Source organism: Acidobacteriota bacterium (genome assembly GCA_016703965.1).
Taxonomy (GTDB): domain Bacteria; phylum Acidobacteriota; class Blastocatellia; order Pyrinomonadales; family Pyrinomonadaceae; genus OLB17.
The window spans coordinates 1,701,720-1,724,123 of the sequence record JADJBB010000021.1; the positions used below are offsets into that span (position 1 = coordinate 1,701,720).

Sequence of the window (22,404 nt, forward strand, 5' to 3'; positions counted from 1 at the left end):
GTCTCCGTGCCACAGTTACGAACGACGTCCTCTTACTAATTGGAGGACAAGCACGACTACCGCCACGATCAGCAAAACATGGATGAGATTACCCGTCGCCGCACCGGCAAAGCTGAATCCCAATAGCCAAAGTACTAATAAAATTACAATGATGGTCCAAAGCATAATATGTCTCCTTGATGAACCCGACACAGTTTGAATCCAAACGGTGCGGGTGGCCCTGATCTCTAAGACCCTCGACCTCACCGGTTATAGAAAAACACTTTGAACCGCGAGTGTATGTGCGCTGGCGTACACACCCAGTCTTTTGCTCGAAACCGAAAGGGATCCTCCGGGCCAAAAGCGTCCGTGATCTACGGGTGAACTGCCGCCCATTCGCCGGAAGATGTCTCAAACAAAAAAAGCGACGGACTTTCTGAGTTCCGTCGCCATTCTTACTGTTCAATTATAAAGAGGTCAAAGTTTGAAGCCGTTCCGTGTTAAGAGAGCTTCGAAGCCCGATTTATCAACCGCCTTGACGTATGCGTCCATAGGGGTGACGAGGCCGTTCTTGACGTGTTCAAAGAGGGCGTCGTTGAGCATCACCATTCCGTGATTTTTACCGGTCTGCATGGCTGACGCGATCTGGAAGGTTTTGCCCTCGCGGATCAAGTTGCTGATGGCTGGCGTAATGATCAGGATCTCAAGGGCCGCTACACGGCCGCCGCCTATTTTGGGAAGCAGCGTTTGGGCGATGACGCCTTTCAGTGATTCGGAAAGCATCACACGGATCTGTTCCTGGCGGTCGGCAGGGAATTGATCGATGATACGGTCGATCGTCGACATAGCGGTCGTGGTGTGAAGTGTCCCAAAGACCAAGTGGCCTGTTTCAGCCGTTTCGATCGCGATCGAGATAGTTTCGAGATCACGCATCTCGCCGACCAGCAGGATATCCGGATCCTCGCGAAGTGCGGCTCTGAGAGCGTCCTTAAATGAATCCGTGTGATTGTGAACCTCACGCTGATTGACAAGGCAGCGGTGATTCTCGTGAGTGAATTCGATCGGATCCTCGATCGTAATGATGTGATCTTCGCGATTCTTATTGATCGAATCGACCATCGCACAGAGTGTCGTTGATTTACCCGAGCCGGTCGGTCCGGTCACGACCACGAGGCCTTTCGAGAGGTTGCAAAGATCCATAATGGCCTTCGATAACCCGAGCTGCTCTGCCGTGAGGATCTTGGATGGGATGATGCGGAAAACTGCCCCCATTCCCTTGCGGTCCATAAAGATATTGCAGCGGAAACGGGCCAGGCCGGGAACCTCGTATGCGAAATCAGTGTCGTTACGGCGGGCAAATTCTTCCTGATTATTGGGCGGCATGATCGAGGTCAGGAGTTCGCGCATTGTTTCGGGTGTGAATTTTGCGGATCCCGGCTCGAGTTCCTGGATCTTACCGTCTTTTCGGACCATAGGCGGCATGCTTACGGAAAGATGCAGGTCAGAGGCTCCAAGTTCCGCCATCTTGCGAAACAGGTCATCCATTTTCAAAGCTTCCGACGCATTTGGCAGTGTGGGAACAAAGGCAGCTTCGGCTGGTGTCTCGTCCCATCCGAGCGGGGTGCTAATTCCTGCGGAACTCGATGGTGAGCCAGTTGGTTCGGGGCTATATTCTTCGACGGGAAAGGATGTCTCTACCGACGGCACATAATCCGTGGTAATAAAATCATCGCGTCTGCCCGGTGGCTCGTACGTCGCGGTATCTGAGAATATTGTCTGATATGCCGGATCATTGAACGAAACGATCTCAAGCTCCGGCCCGGAACTTGGAACATACTCTTCGGCCGGTTTTTCGTCCTCAAAGATCACGTCTGAAAAAGACGCAGTTTCTACCTCGGTCGAAGCGGTCTCGTCCAGACCGAACGACGAGCTCTCAAGATCATACGACAGTGCAGAAACCGGCTCGGCCGAAAATGTAAATTCTTCTGTCGGAGCGGGCGTTGTCGGCGGTACGAAATCTTCTCGTTCGATCGAAGGCGGTATCTCCGAAGGGGGCCTCGGCACGTCGATGGAGCCGTTAGAATCTGTCAGGACGGGGCGTATCGTGACGACAAATCCGGAACTCGATTTTTGAACGTTAAAGTTAAAATTTCCCAGGCTGTGAGGGAGCACAAACTCGACTTCAGACCGGTGCGGCAGTGTAGTTTTGACCCCTGGCGGTATCAACGGAAATACCATCGTACTGATCTGCGTACCCATCAGTGGTACATTTGCGACGTCGGTCGTACTATTTTCAGAGACAAGATATGGGTTCTTATCGGGCTCGAGACGCAGTTCATCAGAGCACGACGATAGAAGACGCTGGAGATAATCGTTTAACTTTTCCATATATGCTGGCTGGTTGGAGGCGAAGGAAAGGATGAGCCAGTGCGGCTATCCAAAAATGAGGATAACACAGTTAAACAATGTTGTCAGCAACTTTTTGTGGGGCTAAATTGTGATCGATTCGCGATATTCGCCCCAGACCTTGCGGAGCGTATTGCTGATCTCGCCGACGGTGACGTGGGCCTCGACGGCCGTGAGGATGCGGGGAAGGAGATTCTCGGTGCCGTTCGCTGCTTCTTCTATAGACTTGAGAGCCGCGGCGGCATTTTGCGGGTCGCGCTTTGCCCGGACTGCCTGAAGACGTGCGACCTGTTCGCGTTCAATGCGTTCGTCAACGCGGAGCACAGGAATGGGTGTTTCCTCAGCCTGAAATTTGTTCACGCCGACAACCACGGCATCGCCGGTTTCGACCGCACGCTGATAGTCGTAAGCCGCCTCTTGTATCTCATTCTGTACGTAGCCGACTTCAATGGCTCGCAGCATTCCTCCCATGGCGTCGATCTTTTCTATGTAATCTACGGCCATTTTTTCGAGCTGAGTTGTGAGTTCCTCGATCGCGTAGCTTCCTGCAAATGGATCGACCGTGTCAGCGGCGCCGGATTCGTGAGCGATGACTTGCTGGGTACGCAGAGCAATTCGCGCGGCATTTTCGGTCGGCAGGCCGAGAGCTTCGTCGAGGGAATTGGTATGCAGGCTTTGGGTCCCGCCGAGTACGGCCGCGAGCGCCTGGATCGTCGTGCGGACGACATTTACCTCCGGCTGTTGCGCCGTCAACGTCGAGCCGGCCGTTTGAGTGTGGAATCTTAGCGTAAGCGATCTCGCGTCTTTCGCACCGAAGCGCTCTTTCATTATGCGAGCCCAAAGACGCCGGGCGGCGCGGAATTTAGCGATCTCTTCGAGGAGATTGTTATGAGAATTGAAGAAAAACGAGAGCCGCGGGGCAAAATCGTCAACCTTGAGCCCAACGCTTATCGCCGCATCAACGTAGCAGATACCGTCCGCTAGCGTGAACGCGATCTCCTGCGCTGCAGTCGAACCAGCCTCGCGAATATGGTAGCCCGATATCGAGATCGTGTTCCAGTTGGGAACTTCGGCAGCGCAATAAGCGAAAGTATCGGTTATCAACCGCAGCGACGGATGAGGCGGATAAATGTATGTGCCGCGAGCGATGTATTCCTTTAGGATGTCGTTCTGGATCGTGCCGTTTACCTTGTCGAAGCTGACATTCCGCTTGCGGGCGACCGCCAAATACAAACACAAAAGCGTCGAAGCCGTTGAGTTTATGGTCATCGACGTTGAGACTGTATCCAGCGGAATGCCGTCAAACAGCATCAACATATCATCGAGACTGTCGATCGCCACACCAACCTTCCCAACCTCGCCGGCTGCAAGCGGATCGTCCGAATCAAGCCCGATCTGTGTCGGCAGATCAAACGCAACACTCAGGCCGGTCGTGCCCTGCGAAAGCAGATATTTGTATCGCTGGTTCGATTCCTCAGCGGTCGCGAACCCTGCGTACTGCCGCATCGTCCAAAAACGCCCGCGATAAAGATTCGCTCGAACGCCTCGCGTGTACGGGAACTCACCAGGTGCACCCAGATCACGTTCGTAATCGATCGGATGTGTGTTTTCCGGATTGAAATCCGACGGCAATTCGATGCCTGACGATGTCTTAAATGATTCGCGACGTTCTGCCATTTGAGGATTAGATTAACACGATTTGATCCGCTCACATTACCGCGAGCGAGTTGGTCATGTTTCAAGAACCACCAGCGAGGTTGCTTTCATGTTTGCCAGGGCTGAAGTGGGTATTCCAGTATCGAAAGTTATTAAACAGCCACCATTCTTGATCGCGAGTGCGAGCAAGTAAATATCGGTGATCTGGCGGGCCCCAAATATCCTATCCGTGACCAACAACTTACTGTCTCGTAGTGAAATATCGTCGGGCCAGAATTCGTGGTCGTAGAGTTCGGCAAACTCGCTAAGCCTTTCGATCACCTGTTTGGTGGTGAATTTCACAGTTGAACTATAATTTGGATTTGAGAGTATTCGAATTGCCCCGTTCTCGGTTAGCGGGCACGTAGCAAATTGATGATCTGCGGTCACCCACCAGCCATGAGCAAAGTCACTGTGGACGTGATCTGGGTCGATCAAAGCGACAAGAACATTCACGTCTAGTAGATAGCGCATTCTAACTAAATCCCCTCTTCGTCCATGATCTTCTGGATATGTTCCATCGTTATTATCTCTCCGCGAGAAGGTAATTGCGGGATACCATTTTTATACCGAGGGCTTTCTATGCTTGGTTCATTGCGGCTCGAAAAGCCTTTGCGAAAGATCCGGGAAATGACTCGTCCTGCGGTTGTCTTCTCAGTTCGTGCAATTTCTTTCGCTGCTTGTAATACATCAGTATCAATATCGAGTGTTGTTCTCATAAAAGTGATGCTATTGCATCAATGTATCAGATGTCAATTAATAGCCTTTAGGCCTCTATTAAGATCTAAAGAACCAACTGCGTACGAGGACGGTACCGGCGTTGAGGACAAATCACTGTTTTCCGCGAACCCACGCACGGGTTCTGACCTGATTTTTTGACACTGCCAATCGTCTCGTCTAGCATGAAGTGACGCGTGAACTACTACAATTATTTTACTGAGATCGAAGACACATTTATCCGTCGCCGCGGCAAGAATCTGTTCCTGAGCCCGCTTGATTGGGCCTTGATGGAGGCGTGGCAGGATCGCGGAATTCCGCTTCATATAGTCATTCGCTCGATCGAATCCGTTTTTGATGTTTTTGACAAGCAGCCTGCCGGAACACGCACCATCAAGAGCCTTTTCTACTGTCGCGAAGAGATCGAAGTACAGTATGCGGAATGGATGACTGCCCGAACGGGAAGCTCGGAAACGCATAGCGACCCGCCTTCTGAACCTGCCTTTTCAACGGACGCTATAAAAAACCACATTCAGAATGCGATCAACGATCTTAACGCGATCTCAATGCCCGGAATGCAGGAAGAAATTTCGCGAGCTGTTACCCGACTCGAAGAGCTTTGCGCAAATCTTGCCAACACGCCGGAAAAGGTCGATTCGACGCTTGCTGACATCGAAAAACTTCTCGAACGAGCCATGCGATCAAATTGGGATCCGGTGCATCTAAAAGTACTAGAGAAAGAAGTCGCCGGGCATCTGCGAGGTTACAAGGCAGATATGAATCCTGAAGCTTATAAAAATACGTTTGACCTGATGCTCACGAAACGCCTTCGCGAAGAGGCGGGCGTACCGCGTCTCGGATTATTTTATTTGTAGGTCGCCGGGGCAGCGGAACAGGAAGTAGGAAAGAATGAGAAAGGTTTTTTTAGTGGTTGGAGTAAGTGTTTTTCTGGTTATTAACGGCTTTTCGCAGACTAAGCCGAAGGTTACAAAGTTTCCCGCCGGAGTTCCGGTCAAGGAAACGGGCGTTGAGGCAACGGGCGGGAAGGTCGAGGAGCGGACCTACAGCAACAAGAAATTTGGCTTTGAGATCACCGTTCCGCAAAATTGGTTCATCGGCGGAGCTGATTTTGAAAGGGTTTTGAAGGATAGCGGCCACGACATCGGCGTTGATCTGGCAACATCGAAGGCGAGCCGATCGATCCAGGTTCTGATGACGGCTTTTCGCTCTGAAGCGACGAGCGGCGGTGCGATCCTTCGTGTTACCTCAGAGGATCTCAAACCAAATCCCCAGATACGTGACGCGGTGGACTATTTTGACGCGATCACTGCGGCCTACGCAACGGCAAAACTGCCGCCTGACTTTGTCTATTCCGCGACTAAGGCTGAAAGGCTCGGAGCGAGACAGTTCGCATACCTCGACACGTCATCGACCGCCGGAAAGAAGCGAATGTACGCGACCGTAAAAAGCGGTTACGCGATCATGTTCACGCTCTCCTATACCAGTGACGACGATCTGCAGACACTGCGGCGAATTCTGGAAAAGGGTAACTTCGCCCTGAAATAGAAGTCCGGGTCAGAACCGCCTGCGTAAGCGGGCGGAACGGCCTGGCCATTGAAATAATTAAAGCGGAACCCAGAGCGAGTCTAATAAACCGAAGTGCCTAAGTACTAATCTTCCTTCCGCCCGCTTACGCAGGCGGTTCTGACCCCGACAAGACTGATCTCGAATAGCTTATCCAGCGATTTTTGTGTTTAATTGAAAAAGTCCAGTTTCTTAAGCAAGGATAGTATTTTCCTGAACCTCTGGTGTTCGGGCGGTAATTTTTTTGAGTAAACACTATACAACCGGTGACATTATTGAGGTTCGCGTCGAGAAGATCGTTCCGCGCGGCTTTGGGCTTGGATTTGCCGAAGATCTGACGGTACTGACGCCGCTGACGGCGCCTGGCGATCTGGTGCGTGTGCGGATCGTTGAGGTGAAAAAGCGGATGGCGTTTGCCGTCGCTGTTGAGGTTAAGGAGCCTGGGCCTAAACGCGTCGAGCCGCCCTGCGAATATTTCGGTAAATGCGGCGGCTGCGACTTTCAGCAGATGAGCTACGAGCAGCAGCTTGCCGCGAAGGTCGGCATCCTTCGCGATTGCCTGCATAGAATTGGGAAGATCGAACACGAAGGCGAAATTCCGATCATCGGCAGCCCAAACGAATTTGGTTATCGCTCGCGGGCCCGCTGGCACATTGACCGCCGGTCACGAAAATTAGGCTATTTTCGACGCGATTCGCACGACGTTATCGACGTGACGCATTGCCCCATCTTAACGCCGGGCTTGCAGTCATCTCTCGAATACACCCGCGAGAGCATGGACTGGGAAGGCCTGTGGGCTGACGAAGCTCAGGTTGAGGCTGCGACGGGCGAAGAAGGCCGCGTATCGCTTTTTTCTCCGGACATGATCGAGCCGACCGCCGAACTGACGTTCGCGACGAAGGACGACACGTACATTTTTTCTGCCCAGGCGTTTTTCCAGGCGAACAAATTCCTGGTCGGCGACCTTATCGAAGCCGCGATCGGCGGTGCGTCGGGCAAGACGGCCTTTGATCTTTACAGCGGCGTCGGGTTGTTTGCTTTGCCGCTTGCGAGGCATTTTGAAAAGGTCGTGGCGGTCGAGGAACATCCAATTTCGGTCGGCTTTGCGAAAAAGAACATAAAGCACCCCCGCTTGACGAACATCGAGATGGTCCAGTCGGCTGTCGGCAGGTACTTGAACGGAAATCAGGGCCGCGACATCGATCTCGTCCTGATCGATCCGCCGCGAAGCGGAACCGAAAAACAGACGATACCGCTGATCGTCAAGCTCAAGCCGAGAGAGATATCATACGTTTCCTGCGAGCCATCGATTCTTGCCCGCGATCTGCGAATGATGCTCGACGGCGGCTATCGTATCGAAAAAATGACCGCGATCGACCTTTTTCCTCAAACTCACCACATCGAGGCGGTTGTCCGTCTTGTCCGCTCGTAAATGTATGGGTTTGCTTGAAGATCTGACGTCCAGGGATCCTAAACGCATCCGGGAAGCTTCGTGTGCGGTGAGGAAGCTACGCGATCGATCCGAACTGGCGCATCTGGTCCAGGATCTGGATCGAATAAAGAAGTTAACGAAAGGTGTAAAGCTGGGTGGAATGCTGAGGCCGAACTCGAGCCATCTAGATTTCGCAATAAGAAAGCTCGAACTTGCCGGAAGTTCCGAAGATTGTTTCTGCTCACTTTACCCTCTTGACGACATGTTCGATCCGACGGGCGAGGAAAAGGACGGGAATATCAAGATAATCGCGACCGTTCTAGCAGAAGGTAATTGGGTCGATCATTACGATTGTGTTTGCTCGCTATGCGGTGCGAGGTTTCGGGTCGAAGAGCGTGAATATCATTACACCTGGTGGTCGTGGCAGAGAGAGCCGTGAGATAAAATAAAACTTTCCCGGCCGCGTTTCGTTTATCTCAATGAGATAATGATTTGTTGAAAAGAAAAACTGTGGTCTAAAATTCAAATATGCCAAAAAAGAATCCTGAATCAGAAAGCTCAGATCTGGCCAAAATTCACTCGGTACGCTGTCGTTATTGCGGCCAGAAGAATAATGTAAAAGAAGATTATCAAAACAACGCCGCCAATTGCGGCAAATGTAAGCTGCCGCTCTCGAACGGCCCGCACAAGAAATTTTCCGATCTGCATAAGAACGATTACGTTCACCCGCTCGACAAAAAAGCTCTCGCCGCATTGAAAGCGATCCCGGGAGTTGATTCGGTCCTCAAGAAGCTGCTCGCATGGACCGGCGAATCGGCGATCCGCGTCTCGTTCATGGCGAGTGCGATCAAGGTCACTCCGACGCAGTGCCCCGACCTTTACGCAAAACTCCAGATCGCGTGTACGACACTAGGCGTCGCGATGCCGGATATGTTCGTTCAGCAGAACCCGATGGTCAACGCCTTCACCGGCGGCGTCGAAAAGCCGATCATCGTCCTCCACTCGGCCCTGATCGAACGCCTTAACGACGAGGAAACGCTCGCGGTCATCGCTCATGAGGTCGGCCACATGCATGCCGAACACGTTCTCTATCTGACGGCGGCTCGTTTGATGGAGGTTCTCGCAAACATTTCGGTCGCGAGACTGGTGCCTGGCTCTGAGATCCTCAAACTGATCGTTTCGATGGGCATCTCCAGCGCCCTGCTCTCGTGGGCACGCCGTGCCGAGTTGAGCTGTGACCGAGCGGCCTTGCTCGTCGTCCAGGATCCTCACGTGATCGGACGAACGATGATGAAGCTCGCCGGCGGTACGTTTGCGTCGAAGATCGATTACGACTTGTTTCTCGAGCAAGGCCGTGAATTCAAGAAGAATTACGACGAAAAGGCTCTCGACCGTTTTTGGGCTGACACGATGAATGCCGGCTTATCGCATCCGTTTCCGATCTGGCGTGTTGCCGAGATCCTCGAATGGGCAGATTCGGACGAATACAATGGCTTGATCGCGAAGAAGTAATATTGAATACAAGTAGAAAGAAAAAAGGGAGAGGATCCAGGTCCTCTCCCTTTTTGTCTTTTTCGCTTTCGCCTACTCGCCAAAAAACAGTCCAAAGAATCCTCTGGCTGGGTTGCAGTTAGTCGGCGTGATCGATCCAAGATTGTACAGCCGAACTAACGTCACGTCCGCTGAGTTGATCGCACCGTCACCGCAGGTTCCATTAACATCGGCCCGATCCCTCTGGCTTTGAGTTTCGGGATTCATGTTCCCGAGTGCAAACTGGCGAAGAATGTTAACATCATTTGCCAGTACCATGCCATCACCGTTAGCTCCGCCGTTAGCGTCAACCACATCGCCTTCCAACGTCGAAACGACCGGGACCGGTGTCGGCGTCGGGGTTGGCGTTGCTGTCGGTGCCGGTGTTGGGGTTGCTGTTGGAGCCGGCGTCGGTGTTGGCGTTGGCGTTACACCTGCCCCGGGAACTGACACTCTAACGGTTAGCGGGCTGCCAGTCTTGTAGAATCCGACCGTGGCACCACCCGCCTGAGGGGCGACGTTTGCATCGAATCTGAAGTTATAGAGTGTTCCCCAGCGAATAGCGTTAGCATTGGCGTTTTGAGCAAGCGTTTCAGAGCTCCAGGTAAGGCTGCCGCCCGCCTGTGATTGGGCCCAGGCTGAATTACTGTATCCCGCGTTGTTCGCAGTGCCGTCAAAGGTCGTCCCCGGATGCTGCGGCGGAGCGTGGAATCCAACATTGCTAATGGTTACGCCAGCTCCAACAGGAATGCTGAATGATTGAATGCCTCGATCCAGGTTCTGGTTATAGACCGCATATTCGTAATGCCACACACCAGGTGATGGATTCGTGACCTTATAACCGACGATCCCGATGCCATCCTGCGTCGGATCCGGTTCGATCGATTCAAACGTCGCACCCGTCCATGCATTGATCGCGGCCTTCTGTCTCACAGTCGAACCGACCGGTGAGAATGTGAACGGGCTGCCCGTTCCGATCACGTTGTACCGGCGGTAAGAAACGTTATTGTTCATGTTGCACTGGCCCGGGTTGGCCTGGCACCACTGATATTCGTGCGGTGTTACGTACTGGCCTTCGGCATAATATGTCGCACCAGGATTCAAGGTCGTGCTCAGGTCGCTGATCTCGGTCCTCATGCGGTGTCCGGCGTTAGAATCGCCTACGTGACCGGTATGCGTATTTACGGAACTAGATGCCGGGAAGAAACCTGTGAAAGGATTAATCCAGGCTCGCGAGCCGAGGCTCGGTCCGGCATTCAGGCTCGCAACATAGGGGTCGGAGCAACCCGAACCGAGCTGTGATCCGCCTGTTCCATTACATCCGAAACCGCATATGTTCTGTGTCAGTGCTGTGAAGCCGTGCTTCACGCTCGACTGGCCGATGTGTTCAAATGTCTGGTCGTTAGTGGCACCGCCGCTCATTCTGTAAATGTTCTGCGGGATCACCGGGTGATCGTTGCTCGGCAGAGCGTTCCAGTTCAGGTTAACGACGCCCGCGTTGCAGGAATCGGTTCCGAGTGCAAGACCGACCTGTGTTCCCGTCGCACTGCCGAACTGAGCCAGTCCGTTGACATCACCGACGATGACATCCGGGCCCGGAGTGGTGCCGGCATTTGGCCCCATTCCGGCTCCGGCAGGAAGAACTGCCGACTGGGTTTCGCCCTCGACAATATTTGTGATCTCGATCGCCTTCATGGTCGTGCTGACGGCTATTTCACCAACAATTGCTCCGACATCGGACGGACGCCCGAGTTCGGCCGCAAATTCAGGCGAGATCAAAAGCCGCCCAGTCGTTGCCGAAAAGTGTTTCTCAGACGGGTCGTAACCCAACTGATAGCCATCGACGTTAAAGAAGATAAAGCCCGTTTTACCGTCACGCACCACGAGGTCGTATTGTCCGCCCCACGGGAGCGTTTCAACAACGAGGTCGCCGTATGACGCGGCCAGCTTAGCAGGCAGCTCCATCGATGTTCGCGGAACGATCTCCATCGAACTGGGCATCGGCCCGCGAAGCTCGCCATTGAAAACCATGATCGTGAAGAACGAATCGCCCGACGCGTCAAAATTCAGCGTCGTACGCTTTGATTCGGCGCCGCCGCTGAGCCGGTTCAGATCGAGATCCATCGAAACGCTGCCGGTCGAGACGATCATTTTTTCGAGCGTGCCGGTCTGAGCTTTTTGCCCGCCGGAAACTATACCCGAAAACAAACCGTCCGACCCGCTGCCGAAAAATGTGAATAATGAGAGCAACGAGACGACAAATACCTTTAGCATAATTTAAGTTTAGACCCCTTGTTGGTGGCGAACTGATGAACTTCTGACTGCAGAGATTCTAGAGAGCATAAACAATACTTTTACACCCTTTTCGACTACATAATCAAGTCATATTACAATAAGACCAAACAAATTTTGCAGTTGATCGAAAAGGCGGGATATGAAAACTGGGTGCGACGGCCAAAATGCTGTTAAAAAAAGGTCTATCGAGCTGCCGGTTCTTGGCAATTCTCCGTCTGAAAAAGCGGAGGTTCGTGTCTCGCGAACAGCTCGTTGGCGTGCCGCCGCTCTCATAGCGTTGAACCTCCTGATGGTCGCTCATTTTGTCCAATGGTGGATAATGGGCAAGACGGTATCGCCGATCGAGCCATCGGAATCGATGTACACGCTCCAGAATGGCGCGATCAACGCGGGCTTTATCTTCTTTGTTTTAGCGATCTTAGCAACGCTGATCTTTGGACGCTTCGTCTGCGGCTGGGGCTGTCACATTCTTGCCCTACAGGATCTTTGTGCATGGCTTCTAAAGAAAGTAGGACTCACGCCACGGCCCTTCAGGTCTCGCCTGCTCGTTTTTGTACCGTTGATCGCGGCTCTTTATATGTTCGTCTGGCCGACGGTGCTGAGAGCCATCGTACGCACACCGGATACGCCCTTGATCCCGGGATTTACCAATCATCTGATCACTACCGAATTCTGGGCAACGTTTCCGCCGTTCTGGGTCGCCGTTCCATTTCTTTTTATCTGCGGTTTTATGACCGTCTACTTTCTCGGCTCCAAAGGTTTTTGCACCTACGGCTGTCCGTACGGTGGATTTTTCAGCCTTGCTGACAAGATCGCCCCCGGCAAGATCCGCGTCACCGATGCCTGTAATCAATGCGGGCATTGCACGGCGACTTGCACATCGAATGTGCTGGTCCATGCTGAGGTCAAGAAATTTGGAATGGTCGTCGATCAGGGCTGCATGAAATGTATGGACTGCGTTTCCGTCTGCCCGAACGACGCTCTCTATTTTGGCTTCGGCAAGCCGGCAGCGGCCATCGGCAAGGCGGCAAAGAAGAATTATTCGCTCTCATGGCCTGAGGAGATCGCCGCCGCACTGATCTTTGCCCTTAGCATGCTCGCGGTTTGGGACGTTTATCAGCTTGTACCGATGCTGATGGCTCTCGGCATTGCCGGTGTGACGACCTTTCTCGCAATGCGCGCCTGGCGGTTGATCGTTGCAAAAGATCTCTCGTTTTACCGTTTTACTTTAAAGTCTGGCGGCAAGGTAAAGGCTTTCGGTTTTGTTTTCCTTGTGTACGCACTTTCGTGGCTCGGCCTTGTCGCTCACAGCGGCTACATTCGCTATCACGAACGAGCCGGAGCTCTTGCATTCCAGAGCCTGCAGATACCGGACGAACTCGCTTTAGCACAACGCGATCCATCCCAATGGCTGAACCCGGCGGATAAAGCGAGCATCGCCGAGGGCCGGCGTCATTTCGACACCGCTCGCGCTCGCGGGTTGTTTACCAACGTCGAGGCGATCCCAAAACTCGCATGGCTCGAATACCTTGGCGGCAATATCGACGGCTCGCTCGACCTGCTAGCTAAAGCCGCGCGTCTGCAGGACGGCCAGGCGAAAGCGATCAGCCTTTACTATCAAGGAACGATCCTCAACCGTCTTGGCCGCTACGAAGAAGCGTTGCGAACTCTCGATCAGGCAATGTCGGCCTCAAACGTCCTGCTCGCCCGCGAAGAAAAAGGCGAATCCCTATGGATGCTCGGTCGCAAAACCGAAGCGATCGCCGTCTGGGCAGATGCCGTGCGCGGCAATCCGGGCTTGCCGGTCGTAAACAACTTCCTTGCCGCCGCTAACGCTTCGCTCGGCCGCACCGATGCCGCCTCCCAATACGAGACCCAAGCCGACCGCTCAACCCCGAATGATCCATACTTCCACTGGATGCTCGGCCTGCGGCTCAACAACCTCGGCATGAAAGACCTCGCCGAAAAACACTTCCAAACCGCCATACAGCTCGACCCGACGTTCAAGGGAAGACGTTGACGGGGCTCTTAATTTACCAAAAAAATTTCCGCTATAATTGCATTATGATCGTTTTCACCACCGTCCCAAATAGCTCGCAGGCCGAGGCTCTGGCTGAGGCAATAGTGAACGCACGACTCGCTGCCTGCGTTCAGATACTGCCGCCGATGACGTCGATCTATATTTGGGAAGGAAAAGTGCAGAAAGAGGCTGAGGTTTTGCTGCTGATCAAGACTCTCCCGGAAAAATTTAACGAGCTCGAACGCTTTATTATCGATCACCACAGTTACGACGTGCCGGAGATAGTTGCTGTCGAGCCCGCAAAGATCTCAGCATCGTATCTCAAATGGATGCAACGAGTTATCAGCTAAACGTTAATGTGATACACGCAGCATATAGATCGCGATCGTATAACAGTTCTTAGTCCCTGACCTTTTACTTTTCGCTATTGTCCATTCCCTCGTAGCAAGTCCGGATAATGAAATCGACTGCATCCTTGGGTGAATCTGTCAGGTGGATGAGGCCGAGGTCTTCAGGATTGATGTACTTTTCGTGAAGCATCACTGAAGTGACCCACTGCAGAAGGCCCCGCCAGTATTGGGAGCCGAAAAGCACGACGGGGAAGTTGCGGATCTTCTTTGTCTGGATGAGCGTGAGTGCCTCAAAAAGCTCGTCCATCGTGCCAAAACCGCCCGGGAAAATGACGTAAGCGTTGCTGTATTTGATGAACATGGTCTTGCGGACCATGAAGTATTTGAACGTCAGGGACTTGGTCAGATATGGATTTGGTATCTGTTCGAAGGGAAGCTCGATGTTGCACCCGACGGATTTCGCTCCGGCGGTGTGAGCACCTCGATTTGCGGCTTCCATTATTCCGGGGCCGCCGCCGGTGATGATCTCGAATCCCGCCGCACCGAGCAAAAGACCGGTCTCGTGGGCGGCTTTGTACATCGGATCGTCTTCAGGCGTTCTCGCTGAACCGAAGATCGAAACACCCCGCGTGATCGTCGCAAGTTCGTCAAACCCGTTGACAAATTCACCCAGGATACGAAAAACACGCCACGAATCAGACGTGCGATAAAGGTCCTCAGGCTCGGGCGAACGCAGCAGGACCTCATCGTCCGTCAGGTGCCAATATCCCTGAGCCGTCTCGAGCTCTTTTGCTTCGGCAATAGTCTTGGGCACCTCCGCATTCTTGGCGGGGGCCTCTATTTTGGGTTTTGTGGATTTGATCGATGACATTAGATTCCCATGATGTTGTAACCACAGTCGACGTAGATGGTTTCGCCTGTAATTCCCGTTGAGAGGTCGCTGACTAGGAATAGTGCGGTATTGCCAACTTCCTGGACAGTGACGTTACGTTTGAGCGGTGCTTTTTCGCCGACATAGCCGAGAAGCGAGCCCATGTTCTTTACTCCGCGTGCCGAGAGAGTGTTGATTGGGCCGGCACTGATCGCGTTGACGCGAATGTTGTACTTACCAAGATCGGCGGCAAGATATCGAACAGACGATTCGAGTGCCGCCTTCGCAACGCCCATGACGTTATAACTGGGCACAACTTTCTCGGCTCCGTAGTAGCTCATCGTTACGATACTGCCGCCTTCGGCCATAAGCGGTGAGGCCGCGAGGGCAACCTGTGTCAGCGAGAACGCGCTGATCTCGAGTGCGGTCCTAAACGCTTCCCTTGTCGTAGTTACAAACTCTCCTTCAAGTGCTTCTTTGGGTGCGAACGCGATAGAGTGGATAACAAAATCAAGCTTTCCGAACTTCTTAGCGACGGCCTCAAATGCCGCATCGACATCTGCCTGATTGGTCACATCACACGGCACAACCAGCGAATCGGGAAGCTCGCCCGCTAGCTTTTCAACATTTTCTTTCAGCCGTTCACCCTGATAAGTGAACGCCATTTTCGCACCGTGCTCGCTGCAAGCCGAAGCACACGCCCACGCGATCGAACGCTTGTTCGCCACGCCGAATATCATTCCTATTTTGTTTTTTAGCATGATTTTTGATCTTCGACCTTTGATCTTAGAACTTTGACCATTGCGTCAGCAAAGATCCAAGTTCAAGGATCAGAGATCACTCTGAAACATACACCTTCTGCAACATCTCAAAATCGAGAAGCCTGATGTCGATGTCGACGGGCGTGTCCGTGAAGCGTCTGGTGATCAGCATTCCGCGAAGCCGTTCTTCTTCGTCGGAAGTCAGTTGGGTCACCAGAACGACCATCAGGCGAAGCCGTAAGCGGCTTTTAAGCTCTGCAAGATTCTTCTTGGCTTGGGTGATCTTTTTGAGCATCGACTCGATTTTTTCCTGCCTTACATCCGGAACTACGAGGAAAGAAACCTCAATGCAGGTTATTAAGTCATGTTCTACAAGTATTGCATCAAAAGGAGTTCCGCCGATGCTAACGTGACGCATTAAAGGTAGATTCTCTTCCTGTTGTATCTGCCGCAGTGCGAGATCTTCGGCGACGATGTATGCCGAAAGAAGGTCTGCCAAGTTGTCGTCACCGACTCCTAAAAGTCGTGATAACTCGCGAACCTCGACGTTCACATTCTGCCGCTGGATCTCAGGCATTGCCGCATCCCAGCGAATGAATTTCCGGTCGTCAACAGCCGCGATCCTACGTCTGTTCGCGACATCGAGAATCACCACCAGCCCCAGGAGAGCTATTGCTCCAAGGAACACCGCGAGCAGGGGCATATTCGCAGCACGCACCGACAATACGATGCCGGCAATCAAGACCGTAAACAATAGCACGGTCAAAATTATCAGCGGATAGTTGGTCTGCTCCCGATCGAACCGTCGAAGCGAATTTTCAGGTTTCTTGTCCATGTGCCGACCGGCCTTTATGCTGCCGACTAGGCTTTTTCAAACGGGATATCGTCAAAATGCGTCATCTGCTTGAACGCCTTAAAACGCTGATTGATCTCCGGATAATCGAGAGCATCAACGCGTTCGGTGCCGAATTTTTCAACATTGAACGACGCCATTACCGAACCATAGATCATCGCCCGCCGCAGTGTTTCTTCAGTGATCTCTTTGTGAGCCGCGAGATAGCCCATAAACCCGCCCGCAAAAGTGTCACCAGCTCCAGTAGGGTCGAAAACACTTTCGAGCGGATATGCGGGAGCGGCAAAGTAATTGTCCTTAGTGAAAAGGGTTGCGCCGTATTCACCGCGCTTGATCACAACCGCCTTCAGCCCGAGATCCATAATGGCCTTAGCTGCCTTGTGAATGTTCGGTTCATCGGTCAACTGACGAGCTTCAGCATCATTGATGATGATGCAATCAACTACCTTGATGGTCTCTATGAGGGCATCTTTCATGCTGGTTATCCAGAAGTTCATAGTGTCCATTGCAACAAATTCAGCGTTCGGGCATTGCTCACGAACGCTCTTCTGCAGCATAGGCAAAATGTTCGCTAAGAATAGTAATTTCGAGTTCTTAGAGTGTTCAGAAAGCTTCGGTTCGAAGGTCTCGAAGACGTTCAGCTGCGTATCGAGCGTGTGAGCCGTGTTCATGTCGTAATCGTATCGACCGCTCCAGAAGAACGTTTTCCCATCGGGTACGATCTCTATGTCGTCCGTGTTGATATGATGCCGATCAAAGACCGCCCATTCCTCGTCTCCAAAATCACCACCGACGACGCCAACTGCTTTCACTTCAGTAAAAAAGCTCGCCGACAAACCAAAATGCGTTGCTGCACCACCCAGGATCTTATCCCGTTTACCAAAGGGTGTTTCCAGGGCATCGAATGCAACCGAACCTACTACTGTTAAAGACATTTGTTAAAAGAATCTCCGAGTTTGAAATACGAAAACTTTTATTTTACACGCCATGGCGGATTTTTGCGATTTTCCCCAGCATAAAACAGGCAGATCTTGTTGTTATTCGGATCGCTGAGATATGCCTCGCGCCCAAACCACTCGCGATCGGTCGGTTCTTCGTCAAAACTGAGCCCGAGAGCCCGTAATTCCGCGACCTTCTCATCGAGCTCCTCACATTCGAAATAGAGCGTTATTCCATTATTCGATGAGATATTCTCACCGATGTGAACTGAAAGAGTCGATTCACCATCCGGGCATTCGAGCCGGGCATATCGAGGGAGTGAATCCACAATGCGACGAAGGCCGAGCTTTTCAAAAAACTCGACCGTCTCGACAGGGAACTTAGAATATATGGTGACCTGGTTAAGGTTCATTTTGCTTCGGGGAGCGATGCCAGCGTCTTTTTAGCATCCTCAGCAAATTTGCTCTGCGGATATTTTTCGACAACCGTTCCGAGATAGGCTCTGGCGTCGGCGATAAGTTTTTCCGAGGCAAATTTCTCTTTTTCTTTCTCCGACTTTGGATCGATCTTTTGTTTACCTTTGTTCTGCGACAGATAGTAACTGCTCATGCCGGCGATGTAGAGGAATTCGTCTATCTGTGAGAACTCGGGATAAGCAGCGTAAGTTTCCTCAAACCGCAGCAGAACCTGTTTGTATGCTTTCTTGAGCGGTGTGAAGGCCTGACGGGCGACGTCCAGATTGTGTTTGGCGTCAGCCTCGAGTAGCGGATCACGGTCGATCGCGGGCGTTACATTACGTTGTGCAGAGGCCGAGACAGTAAAAGCCGCAAGGGCGGTAAAAGTGAAAATAAGTGCTAAAAACTTTTCTTTCATAACTAAATACAGATGTTCGCAGCGGCCTAATAGTTTCCCTCCGCGGCGGCAACACCACTTATTTTCCGTATTTACCAATGATCGCCTCGAGCTTTTTCGCTGTTTCAGCCGGCCAGTGTTCCGGGGCGGTGAAGATGGCGTTCTTAGTTGCTCCTTCGTACTGATTCGGGGTCGTTTTAGTGGCGACACGTTTCACGGCATCTTTGAGTACTAGCTGGGCGTTTCGCACATTCTTGTTTAAGTATGCGATGACCATGTCGACCGTAACGTCGTCGTGACCGTCATACCAGCAGTCGTAATCGGTGACGAGAGCCATGGTGGCGTAAGCGATCTCAGCTTCGCGGGCGAGCTTCGCCTCCTGCAGGTTGGTCATTCCTATGACGTCCATTCCCCACTGGCGATAGACGTTGGATTCGGCCTTGGTCGAGAACGCGGGGCCTTCCATACAGATGTATGTTCCGCCGCGGTGCGTTTTGACGCCAACGCTGTTGCACGAGGCTTCGAGAATATCGCCAAGCTCGTTACAAACCGGATGAGCGAACGTGACGTGGCCAACGATGCCTTCGCCAAAGAAAGTCGATTCGTGAGCACGTGCCCGCGTGCGATCAAAAAACTGGTCGGGGATCACAAAGTCAGTCGGAGCGTACTGTTCCTGCAGGCTGCCGACTGCCGAAACGGAAAGGATGTAATCAACCCCGAGCATCTTCATCGCGTAGATGTTCGCTCGATACGGCAGTTCGCTGGGCGTAAATTTGTGACCGCGAGCATGACGCGGAAGGAACGCGACGGTCACGCCGTCCAATTCGCCTACTATGAACGCGTCAGACGGTTTACCAAACGGCGTGTCCATCTCGATCTCACGTACATTCTCAAGCTCCGGCATCTGGTACAGTCCGCTGCCGCCGATAATTCCAATGTTTACGTTTTCCATTTATGTTTCCAGTTTACAGTTCTCTCAAATTAAGAAGGACGATCGTTAAAATCGCCCCTCTTATTCTGCATTATTTGTTCTTCGGCTCCGGCTTTGGCTCCGGTTTTTTCGGTTCCGGTTTGCCTGGTTTCGGAGGTCCGCCTGCCGGGCCGCCTTCCGGTCCGTCTGCTCCTGGCGGCATTTGCATTTGCTGCTGACGCTGCTGCTGCATTTGCTGAAGCTGTTCAGCCGTCGGTTGCGGAACGTCAAAATCGGCCGGCACCTGAATGTTGTTCGACGCTACGATCTCTTCGAGCAATTTCTTTTCTTTTTCTTCCTCAAGCTTCGCTTTCGCGAATTCCTTGACCGGAGTGTCACGTCCCATTGGATTTGTCGGGTCTTTCACTGCGGTCGAGATCAGGATGTGACGTACGTCGTAGGTTTCTTCTTTCGAATCGCCGGATTTTCCGAGCTTACGCTCCAGCTTGATGATGTGAAATCCGAAATCGGTCTCGACGAGTTCCGGGGAAACCTGTCCTGCCTCGAGTGCTAAAGCGGCGGCTTCAAAAGGAGCGACCATGCGACCTTTCGGCGTGTCTTTGTAAATTCCGCCCTGGCCTTTGCCGTCGGGGCCTTTATTGCCTGGATCTTCGGTAAATTCATTTGCAAGAGAGGCAAAGTCTTCGCCCGCTTTTGCCCGATCCAAAAGGCCCTGAGCCTTAGCTCGTTTTTGGACAGGGTCGATCTCTGGATGATCGGTAATGTATTTCGCTATTTCTTCATCAGTGACCTTCATCTGGTCAGCGATCTTTTCGGAGTAGAGACGAGCCAGGAATTGAGCCTGCTGTAATTTAACCTGAAGATTTGCCTTATCGACGAATTCCTTCGGAAGTTCACCCGCTTCAGCTTTCTTTTCATACTCGGCCTTGTAGATACGCATTTTAGCGAATACATCACGAGCCTGGGTCTTTTCTTCCTCGGTGATCTCGCGGTTCATTTCAGGATTGCCCTTTTTCAGAACCTCGATCTTTGCATTGAGAAAATCGTTAAATTCCTGTTCGTGCGTGCGGCCGGCAACGGGAGCCTGATCGTCCCAATATGCCTTGACCTGATCTTCGGAGATAAATCCGAATGCGGGCATCGGGCCTTTGTCCTTGTTGACCTCACGGTCGTAATTCACCGCAAGGATCTCAGATCTGATGTTGTCGAGCTCCTGTTTGCTGTTTGCGTCCTCGGCAAGGCCTTCTTTCTTTGCCTGACTGGCGAAAGCGAGCAATTGCTTGAGATTCTCGAGCTGAGTTTTCTTCATCTCGGGATCTTCGTTCAGACGCTTAAGGATCGCCGGATTACTTTTCGCTACGTCAGCGAGCAGCATCTCGATCTCAGCTTTGGTGATCGAATTAAAAGATCCGGCCGACACATGGCCGCCAACCTTGTTCTTCCAAACGACTAGCCCCGCACCGACCGCCAAAATTGCGACGATCAAAATAATTCCTTTAGTTAAATTGCTCAATGCCCAAGTCCTCACTTACACGAAATCTCTAAATAGCAAACGGCTATGATAACAAACTAAACGCGATATTCACTAATTAACAAGGTATTATTCGATCGTTTGAACCAGTTCTAGCAGAACTCCATTTGCCGACGAAGGGTGAACGAATGCCACGAGGCAGCCCTCTGCTCCGATCCGAGGAGTTTCGTCGATCAGCCGCATGCCCTCCGATCTCAGTTTCGCCAGAGAAACTTCGATGTCATCGACCTCGACCGCGATGTGGTGAATGCCGCCGCCCCGTTTCTCCAAAAACTTGCTGATCGGCGAATCCTCGGATGTCGGTTCAAGCAACTCGATGCGGCTCTCGCCGATCGGCAGCATCGCAACCCTCACCTTTTGATCCTCGACGATCTCCGTGTGCACGTTTTCGAGTCCGAGAGCGTCGCTCCAAAACCTGAGAGCTTCGTCGATTCCTTTTGTTGCGATGCCTAAGTGATTGATTTTCATTTATTTACACCTATAACTTCTTTTTGTTGTCCACTACATGTCCGCGAGCTGTCCGCGAGCTGTCCGCGGCTTGTCCACAAACATCTGTGGACAGGTAAATATTGATAAGAATGATACTTACGGCCGCACTAAACAGTATTGCCGCAAGTTTTTAGAAAAATAATTTCACATGTCAAATACCAAATTGCGGCAACGCAAAAACGTTGCAAGTGTGGCACAATTATTTGGATTTGTCAAGGATCTTGTTCACGGCCGAATACGGATCGGTCTCTTTCGAGGCGACCTGTTTAGCGAGGTCATCGATCATCTCGCGGGCGCCTGTTTGAGACATTAAGTCGAACAGCAGACGTTCGCGGACGAGTTCGTTCAGTCGCCATTTGGCGATAGCGGTGCGGCGTTCGGCGGCGTGTTCGTTCGTGGATTGGAACTCGAAATAAATCTGGATCGCAGCACTCAGATCTTCGAGGCCTTTGTTTTCGGTCGCGACGGTCTTTATGATCGGCGGCATCCACATATCCGGGCGATGGGCGAGGGAAAGGAGGGCATCGAGTTCTTTTTGGGTGCGGAGGACGCCTTCGCGGTCGGCTTTGTTGATAACGAAAACGTCGCCGATCTCCATTATCCCTGCCTTGATCGCCTGGATGTCATCGCCCATTCCGGGCACGAGCACGACAACTGAAACGTCAGCCGTTTTCACGATTTCGACCTCGTCCTGGCCGACGCCGACGGTTTCGACAATGACCTTATCAAAACCCGCTGCATCTAGAATTGCCACGGCATCGACCGTTGCACGTGAAAGTCCGCCAAGATTCCCACGTGTTGCCATCGACCGAATAAAAACGCCTTCCTGCATGCCCAACGTAGCCATCCGAATACGGTCGCCGAGGATCGCACCGCCCGAAAACGGACTCGACGGATCGACGCAGATGATACCAACGCGGTTTCCCGCGTCTTTGTAATGCTGAGCCAGTTTATCGACAAGCGAAGACTTGCCCGCTCCAGGCGAGCCCGTAATGCCAATGACCGTCGCCTTTCCGGTGTGTGGAAAGACGGCTTTCATCAATTCGGCAGCGTCGTCCGTACCGCCCTCGACCTTGGTGATCGCACGGGCGACGGTTCGCGGGTGACCGGCAAATAAGCGTTCAAGAAATTCTGTATCCGGCATTAATCGTTCTTCTTTTCGACAAATT

The 22,404-nt window shown here is 52.2% G+C and carries 23 protein-coding genes; 7 read left to right on the forward strand and 16 right to left on the reverse strand.

Annotation, left to right across the window (positions count from 1 at the left end):
* Positions 1-15: 15 nt before the first annotated feature.
* The 5 genes from IPG22_14615 to IPG22_14635 form a co-directional block, all read right to left on the reverse strand.
* On the reverse strand, positions 16-165 hold the full coding sequence (locus tag IPG22_14615) for a lmo0937 family membrane protein (GenBank protein ID MBK6589520.1): 150 nt from the start codon (positions 163-165) through the stop codon (positions 16-18).
* Between the two features lie 291 nt (positions 166-456).
* Entirely contained in the window at positions 457-1,524 is a 1,068-nt protein-coding gene (locus IPG22_14620) for a type IV pilus twitching motility protein PilT (protein MBK6589521.1), read from the reverse strand.
* Positions 1,525-2,469: 945 nt separating this feature from the next.
* A complete protein-coding gene (locus tag IPG22_14625) occupies positions 2,470-4,062 on the reverse strand; it encodes a methylmalonyl-CoA mutase family protein (GenBank protein MBK6589522.1) in 1,593 nt (530 codons plus the stop codon).
* 54 nt (positions 4,063-4,116) lie between these two features.
* Entirely contained in the window at positions 4,117-4,554 is a 438-nt protein-coding gene (locus IPG22_14630; GenBank protein ID MBK6589523.1) for a PIN domain-containing protein, read from the reverse strand.
* 5 nt (positions 4,555-4,559) lie between these two features.
* On the reverse strand, positions 4,560-4,799 hold the full coding sequence (locus IPG22_14635; protein MBK6589524.1) for a hypothetical protein: 240 nt from the start codon (positions 4,797-4,799) through the stop codon (positions 4,560-4,562).
* A 195-nt stretch (positions 4,800-4,994) separates the two neighbouring features.
* Here IPG22_14635 and IPG22_14640 point away from each other — a divergent pair, with 195 nt between their 5' ends.
* From IPG22_14640 to IPG22_14660, 5 genes are all read left to right on the forward strand, one after another.
* A complete protein-coding gene (locus IPG22_14640; protein ID MBK6589525.1) occupies positions 4,995-5,672 on the forward strand; it encodes a hypothetical protein in 678 nt (225 codons plus the stop codon).
* A 34-nt stretch (positions 5,673-5,706) separates the two neighbouring features.
* Positions 5,707-6,363 carry a hypothetical protein gene (locus tag IPG22_14645; GenBank protein ID MBK6589526.1) on the forward strand — a complete coding sequence of 219 codons (657 nt, stop codon included), beginning with the start codon at positions 5,707-5,709 and terminating at the stop codon, positions 6,361-6,363.
* Positions 6,364-6,625: 262 nt separating this feature from the next.
* On the forward strand, positions 6,626-7,813 hold the full coding sequence (locus IPG22_14650; protein ID MBK6589527.1) for a class I SAM-dependent RNA methyltransferase: 1,188 nt from the start codon (positions 6,626-6,628) through the stop codon (positions 7,811-7,813).
* Between the two features lie 4 nt (positions 7,814-7,817).
* On the forward strand, positions 7,818-8,252 hold the full coding sequence (locus tag IPG22_14655) for a hypothetical protein (GenBank protein MBK6589528.1): 435 nt from the start codon (positions 7,818-7,820) through the stop codon (positions 8,250-8,252).
* Positions 8,253-8,341: 89 nt separating this feature from the next.
* Positions 8,342-9,325, forward strand: coding sequence for a M48 family metallopeptidase (locus tag IPG22_14660; protein MBK6589529.1), 984 nt, complete (start codon positions 8,342-8,344; stop codon positions 9,323-9,325).
* Positions 9,326-9,397: 72 nt separating this feature from the next.
* On the opposite strand, the gene IPG22_14665 is transcribed toward IPG22_14660, so the two are convergent.
* Positions 9,398-11,617, reverse strand: coding sequence for a dockerin type I repeat-containing protein (locus IPG22_14665; protein MBK6589530.1), 2,220 nt, complete (start codon positions 11,615-11,617; stop codon positions 9,398-9,400).
* 160 nt (positions 11,618-11,777) lie between these two features.
* Between IPG22_14665 and IPG22_14670 the strand changes: the two genes are divergently transcribed.
* Entirely contained in the window at positions 11,778-13,658 is a 1,881-nt protein-coding gene (locus tag IPG22_14670; protein ID MBK6589531.1) for a 4Fe-4S binding protein, read from the forward strand.
* A gap of 44 nt (positions 13,659-13,702) precedes the next feature.
* Positions 13,703-14,008: a divalent-cation tolerance protein CutA gene (locus IPG22_14675; GenBank protein ID MBK6589532.1), complete on the forward strand. Its 306-nt coding sequence runs from the start codon at positions 13,703-13,705 to the stop codon at positions 14,006-14,008.
* Positions 14,009-14,072: 64 nt separating this feature from the next.
* Here IPG22_14675 and IPG22_14680 read toward each other — a convergent pair whose 3' ends face one another.
* From IPG22_14680 to meaB, 10 genes are all read right to left on the reverse strand, one after another.
* Entirely contained in the window at positions 14,073-14,879 is an 807-nt protein-coding gene (locus IPG22_14680; GenBank protein ID MBK6589533.1) for a TIGR00730 family Rossman fold protein, read from the reverse strand.
* Positions 14,879-15,640 (reverse strand): enoyl-ACP reductase, encoded by a 762-nt coding sequence (locus IPG22_14685; GenBank protein ID MBK6589534.1) that lies wholly within the window; start codon positions 15,638-15,640, stop codon positions 14,879-14,881. Before IPG22_14685 ends, IPG22_14680 begins: the two co-directional genes overlap by 1 nt.
* Positions 15,641-15,716: 76 nt before the next feature.
* On the reverse strand, positions 15,717-16,475 hold the full coding sequence (locus IPG22_14690) for a hypothetical protein (GenBank protein ID MBK6589535.1): 759 nt from the start codon (positions 16,473-16,475) through the stop codon (positions 15,717-15,719).
* A gap of 26 nt (positions 16,476-16,501) precedes the next feature.
* Entirely contained in the window at positions 16,502-17,428 is a 927-nt protein-coding gene (locus tag IPG22_14695) for a bifunctional hydroxymethylpyrimidine kinase/phosphomethylpyrimidine kinase (protein MBK6589536.1), read from the reverse strand.
* A 38-nt stretch (positions 17,429-17,466) separates the two neighbouring features.
* On the reverse strand, positions 17,467-17,844 hold the full coding sequence (locus tag IPG22_14700; protein ID MBK6589537.1) for a VOC family protein: 378 nt from the start codon (positions 17,842-17,844) through the stop codon (positions 17,467-17,469).
* Positions 17,841-18,305 (reverse strand): outer membrane protein assembly factor BamD, encoded by a 465-nt coding sequence (bamD, locus tag IPG22_14705; protein MBK6589538.1) that lies wholly within the window; start codon positions 18,303-18,305, stop codon positions 17,841-17,843. Before bamD ends, IPG22_14700 begins: the two co-directional genes overlap by 4 nt.
* Positions 18,306-18,363: 58 nt before the next feature.
* A complete protein-coding gene (locus tag IPG22_14710) occupies positions 18,364-19,236 on the reverse strand; it encodes an S-methyl-5'-thioadenosine phosphorylase (protein ID MBK6589539.1) in 873 nt (290 codons plus the stop codon).
* A 70-nt stretch (positions 19,237-19,306) separates the two neighbouring features.
* Positions 19,307-20,728, reverse strand: coding sequence for a peptidylprolyl isomerase (locus IPG22_14715; protein MBK6589540.1), 1,422 nt, complete (start codon positions 20,726-20,728; stop codon positions 19,307-19,309).
* An 87-nt stretch (positions 20,729-20,815) separates the two neighbouring features.
* Positions 20,816-21,214 (reverse strand): methylmalonyl-CoA epimerase, encoded by a 399-nt coding sequence (gene mce, locus IPG22_14720; GenBank protein MBK6589541.1) that lies wholly within the window; start codon positions 21,212-21,214, stop codon positions 20,816-20,818.
* A 220-nt stretch (positions 21,215-21,434) separates the two neighbouring features.
* Complete coding sequence (gene meaB / locus IPG22_14725; GenBank protein ID MBK6589542.1) at positions 21,435-22,379, reverse strand: methylmalonyl Co-A mutase-associated GTPase MeaB; 945 nt, start codon at positions 22,377-22,379, stop codon at positions 21,435-21,437.
* Positions 22,380-22,404: the final 25 nt, after the last annotated feature.

Coding starts and splice junctions, on each gene's coding strand:
- IPG22_14615 (MBK6589520.1), bottom strand. CDS start 165: ATGCTTTGGACCATCATTGTAATTTTATTAGTACTTTGGCTATTGGGA.
- IPG22_14620 (MBK6589521.1), bottom strand. CDS start 1,524: ATGGATGACCTGTTTCGCAAGATGGCGGAACTTGGAGCCTCTGACCTG.
- IPG22_14625 (MBK6589522.1), bottom strand. CDS start 4,062: ATGGCAGAACGTCGCGAATCATTTAAGACATCGTCAGGCATCGAATTG.
- IPG22_14630 (MBK6589523.1), bottom strand. CDS start 4,554: ATGCGCTATCTACTAGACGTGAATGTTCTTGTCGCTTTGATCGACCCA.
- IPG22_14635 (MBK6589524.1), bottom strand. CDS start 4,799: ATGAGAACAACACTCGATATTGATACTGATGTATTACAAGCAGCGAAA.
- IPG22_14645 (MBK6589526.1), top strand. CDS start 5,707: ATGAGAAAGGTTTTTTTAGTGGTTGGAGTAAGTGTTTTTCTGGTTATT.
- IPG22_14655 (MBK6589528.1), top strand. CDS start 7,818: ATGGGTTTGCTTGAAGATCTGACGTCCAGGGATCCTAAACGCATCCGG.
- IPG22_14660 (MBK6589529.1), top strand. CDS start 8,342: ATGCCAAAAAAGAATCCTGAATCAGAAAGCTCAGATCTGGCCAAAATT.
- IPG22_14665 (MBK6589530.1), bottom strand. CDS start 11,617: ATGCTAAAGGTATTTGTCGTCTCGTTGCTCTCATTATTCACATTTTTC.
- IPG22_14670 (MBK6589531.1), top strand. CDS start 11,778: ATGAAAACTGGGTGCGACGGCCAAAATGCTGTTAAAAAAAGGTCTATC.
- IPG22_14675 (MBK6589532.1), top strand. CDS start 13,703: ATGATCGTTTTCACCACCGTCCCAAATAGCTCGCAGGCCGAGGCTCTG.
- IPG22_14680 (MBK6589533.1), bottom strand. CDS start 14,879: ATGTCATCGATCAAATCCACAAAACCCAAAATAGAGGCCCCCGCCAAG.
- IPG22_14685 (MBK6589534.1), bottom strand. CDS start 15,640: ATGCTAAAAAACAAAATAGGAATGATATTCGGCGTGGCGAACAAGCGT.
- IPG22_14690 (MBK6589535.1), bottom strand. CDS start 16,475: ATGGACAAGAAACCTGAAAATTCGCTTCGACGGTTCGATCGGGAGCAG.
- IPG22_14695 (MBK6589536.1), bottom strand. CDS start 17,428: ATGTCTTTAACAGTAGTAGGTTCGGTTGCATTCGATGCCCTGGAAACA.
- IPG22_14700 (MBK6589537.1), bottom strand. CDS start 17,844: ATGAACCTTAACCAGGTCACCATATATTCTAAGTTCCCTGTCGAGACG.
- bamD (MBK6589538.1), bottom strand. CDS start 18,305: ATGAAAGAAAAGTTTTTAGCACTTATTTTCACTTTTACCGCCCTTGCG.
- IPG22_14710 (MBK6589539.1), bottom strand. CDS start 19,236: ATGGAAAACGTAAACATTGGAATTATCGGCGGCAGCGGACTGTACCAG.
- mce (MBK6589541.1), bottom strand. CDS start 21,214: ATGAAAATCAATCACTTAGGCATCGCAACAAAAGGAATCGACGAAGCT.
- meaB (MBK6589542.1), bottom strand. CDS start 22,379: ATGCCGGATACAGAATTTCTTGAACGCTTATTTGCCGGTCACCCGCGA.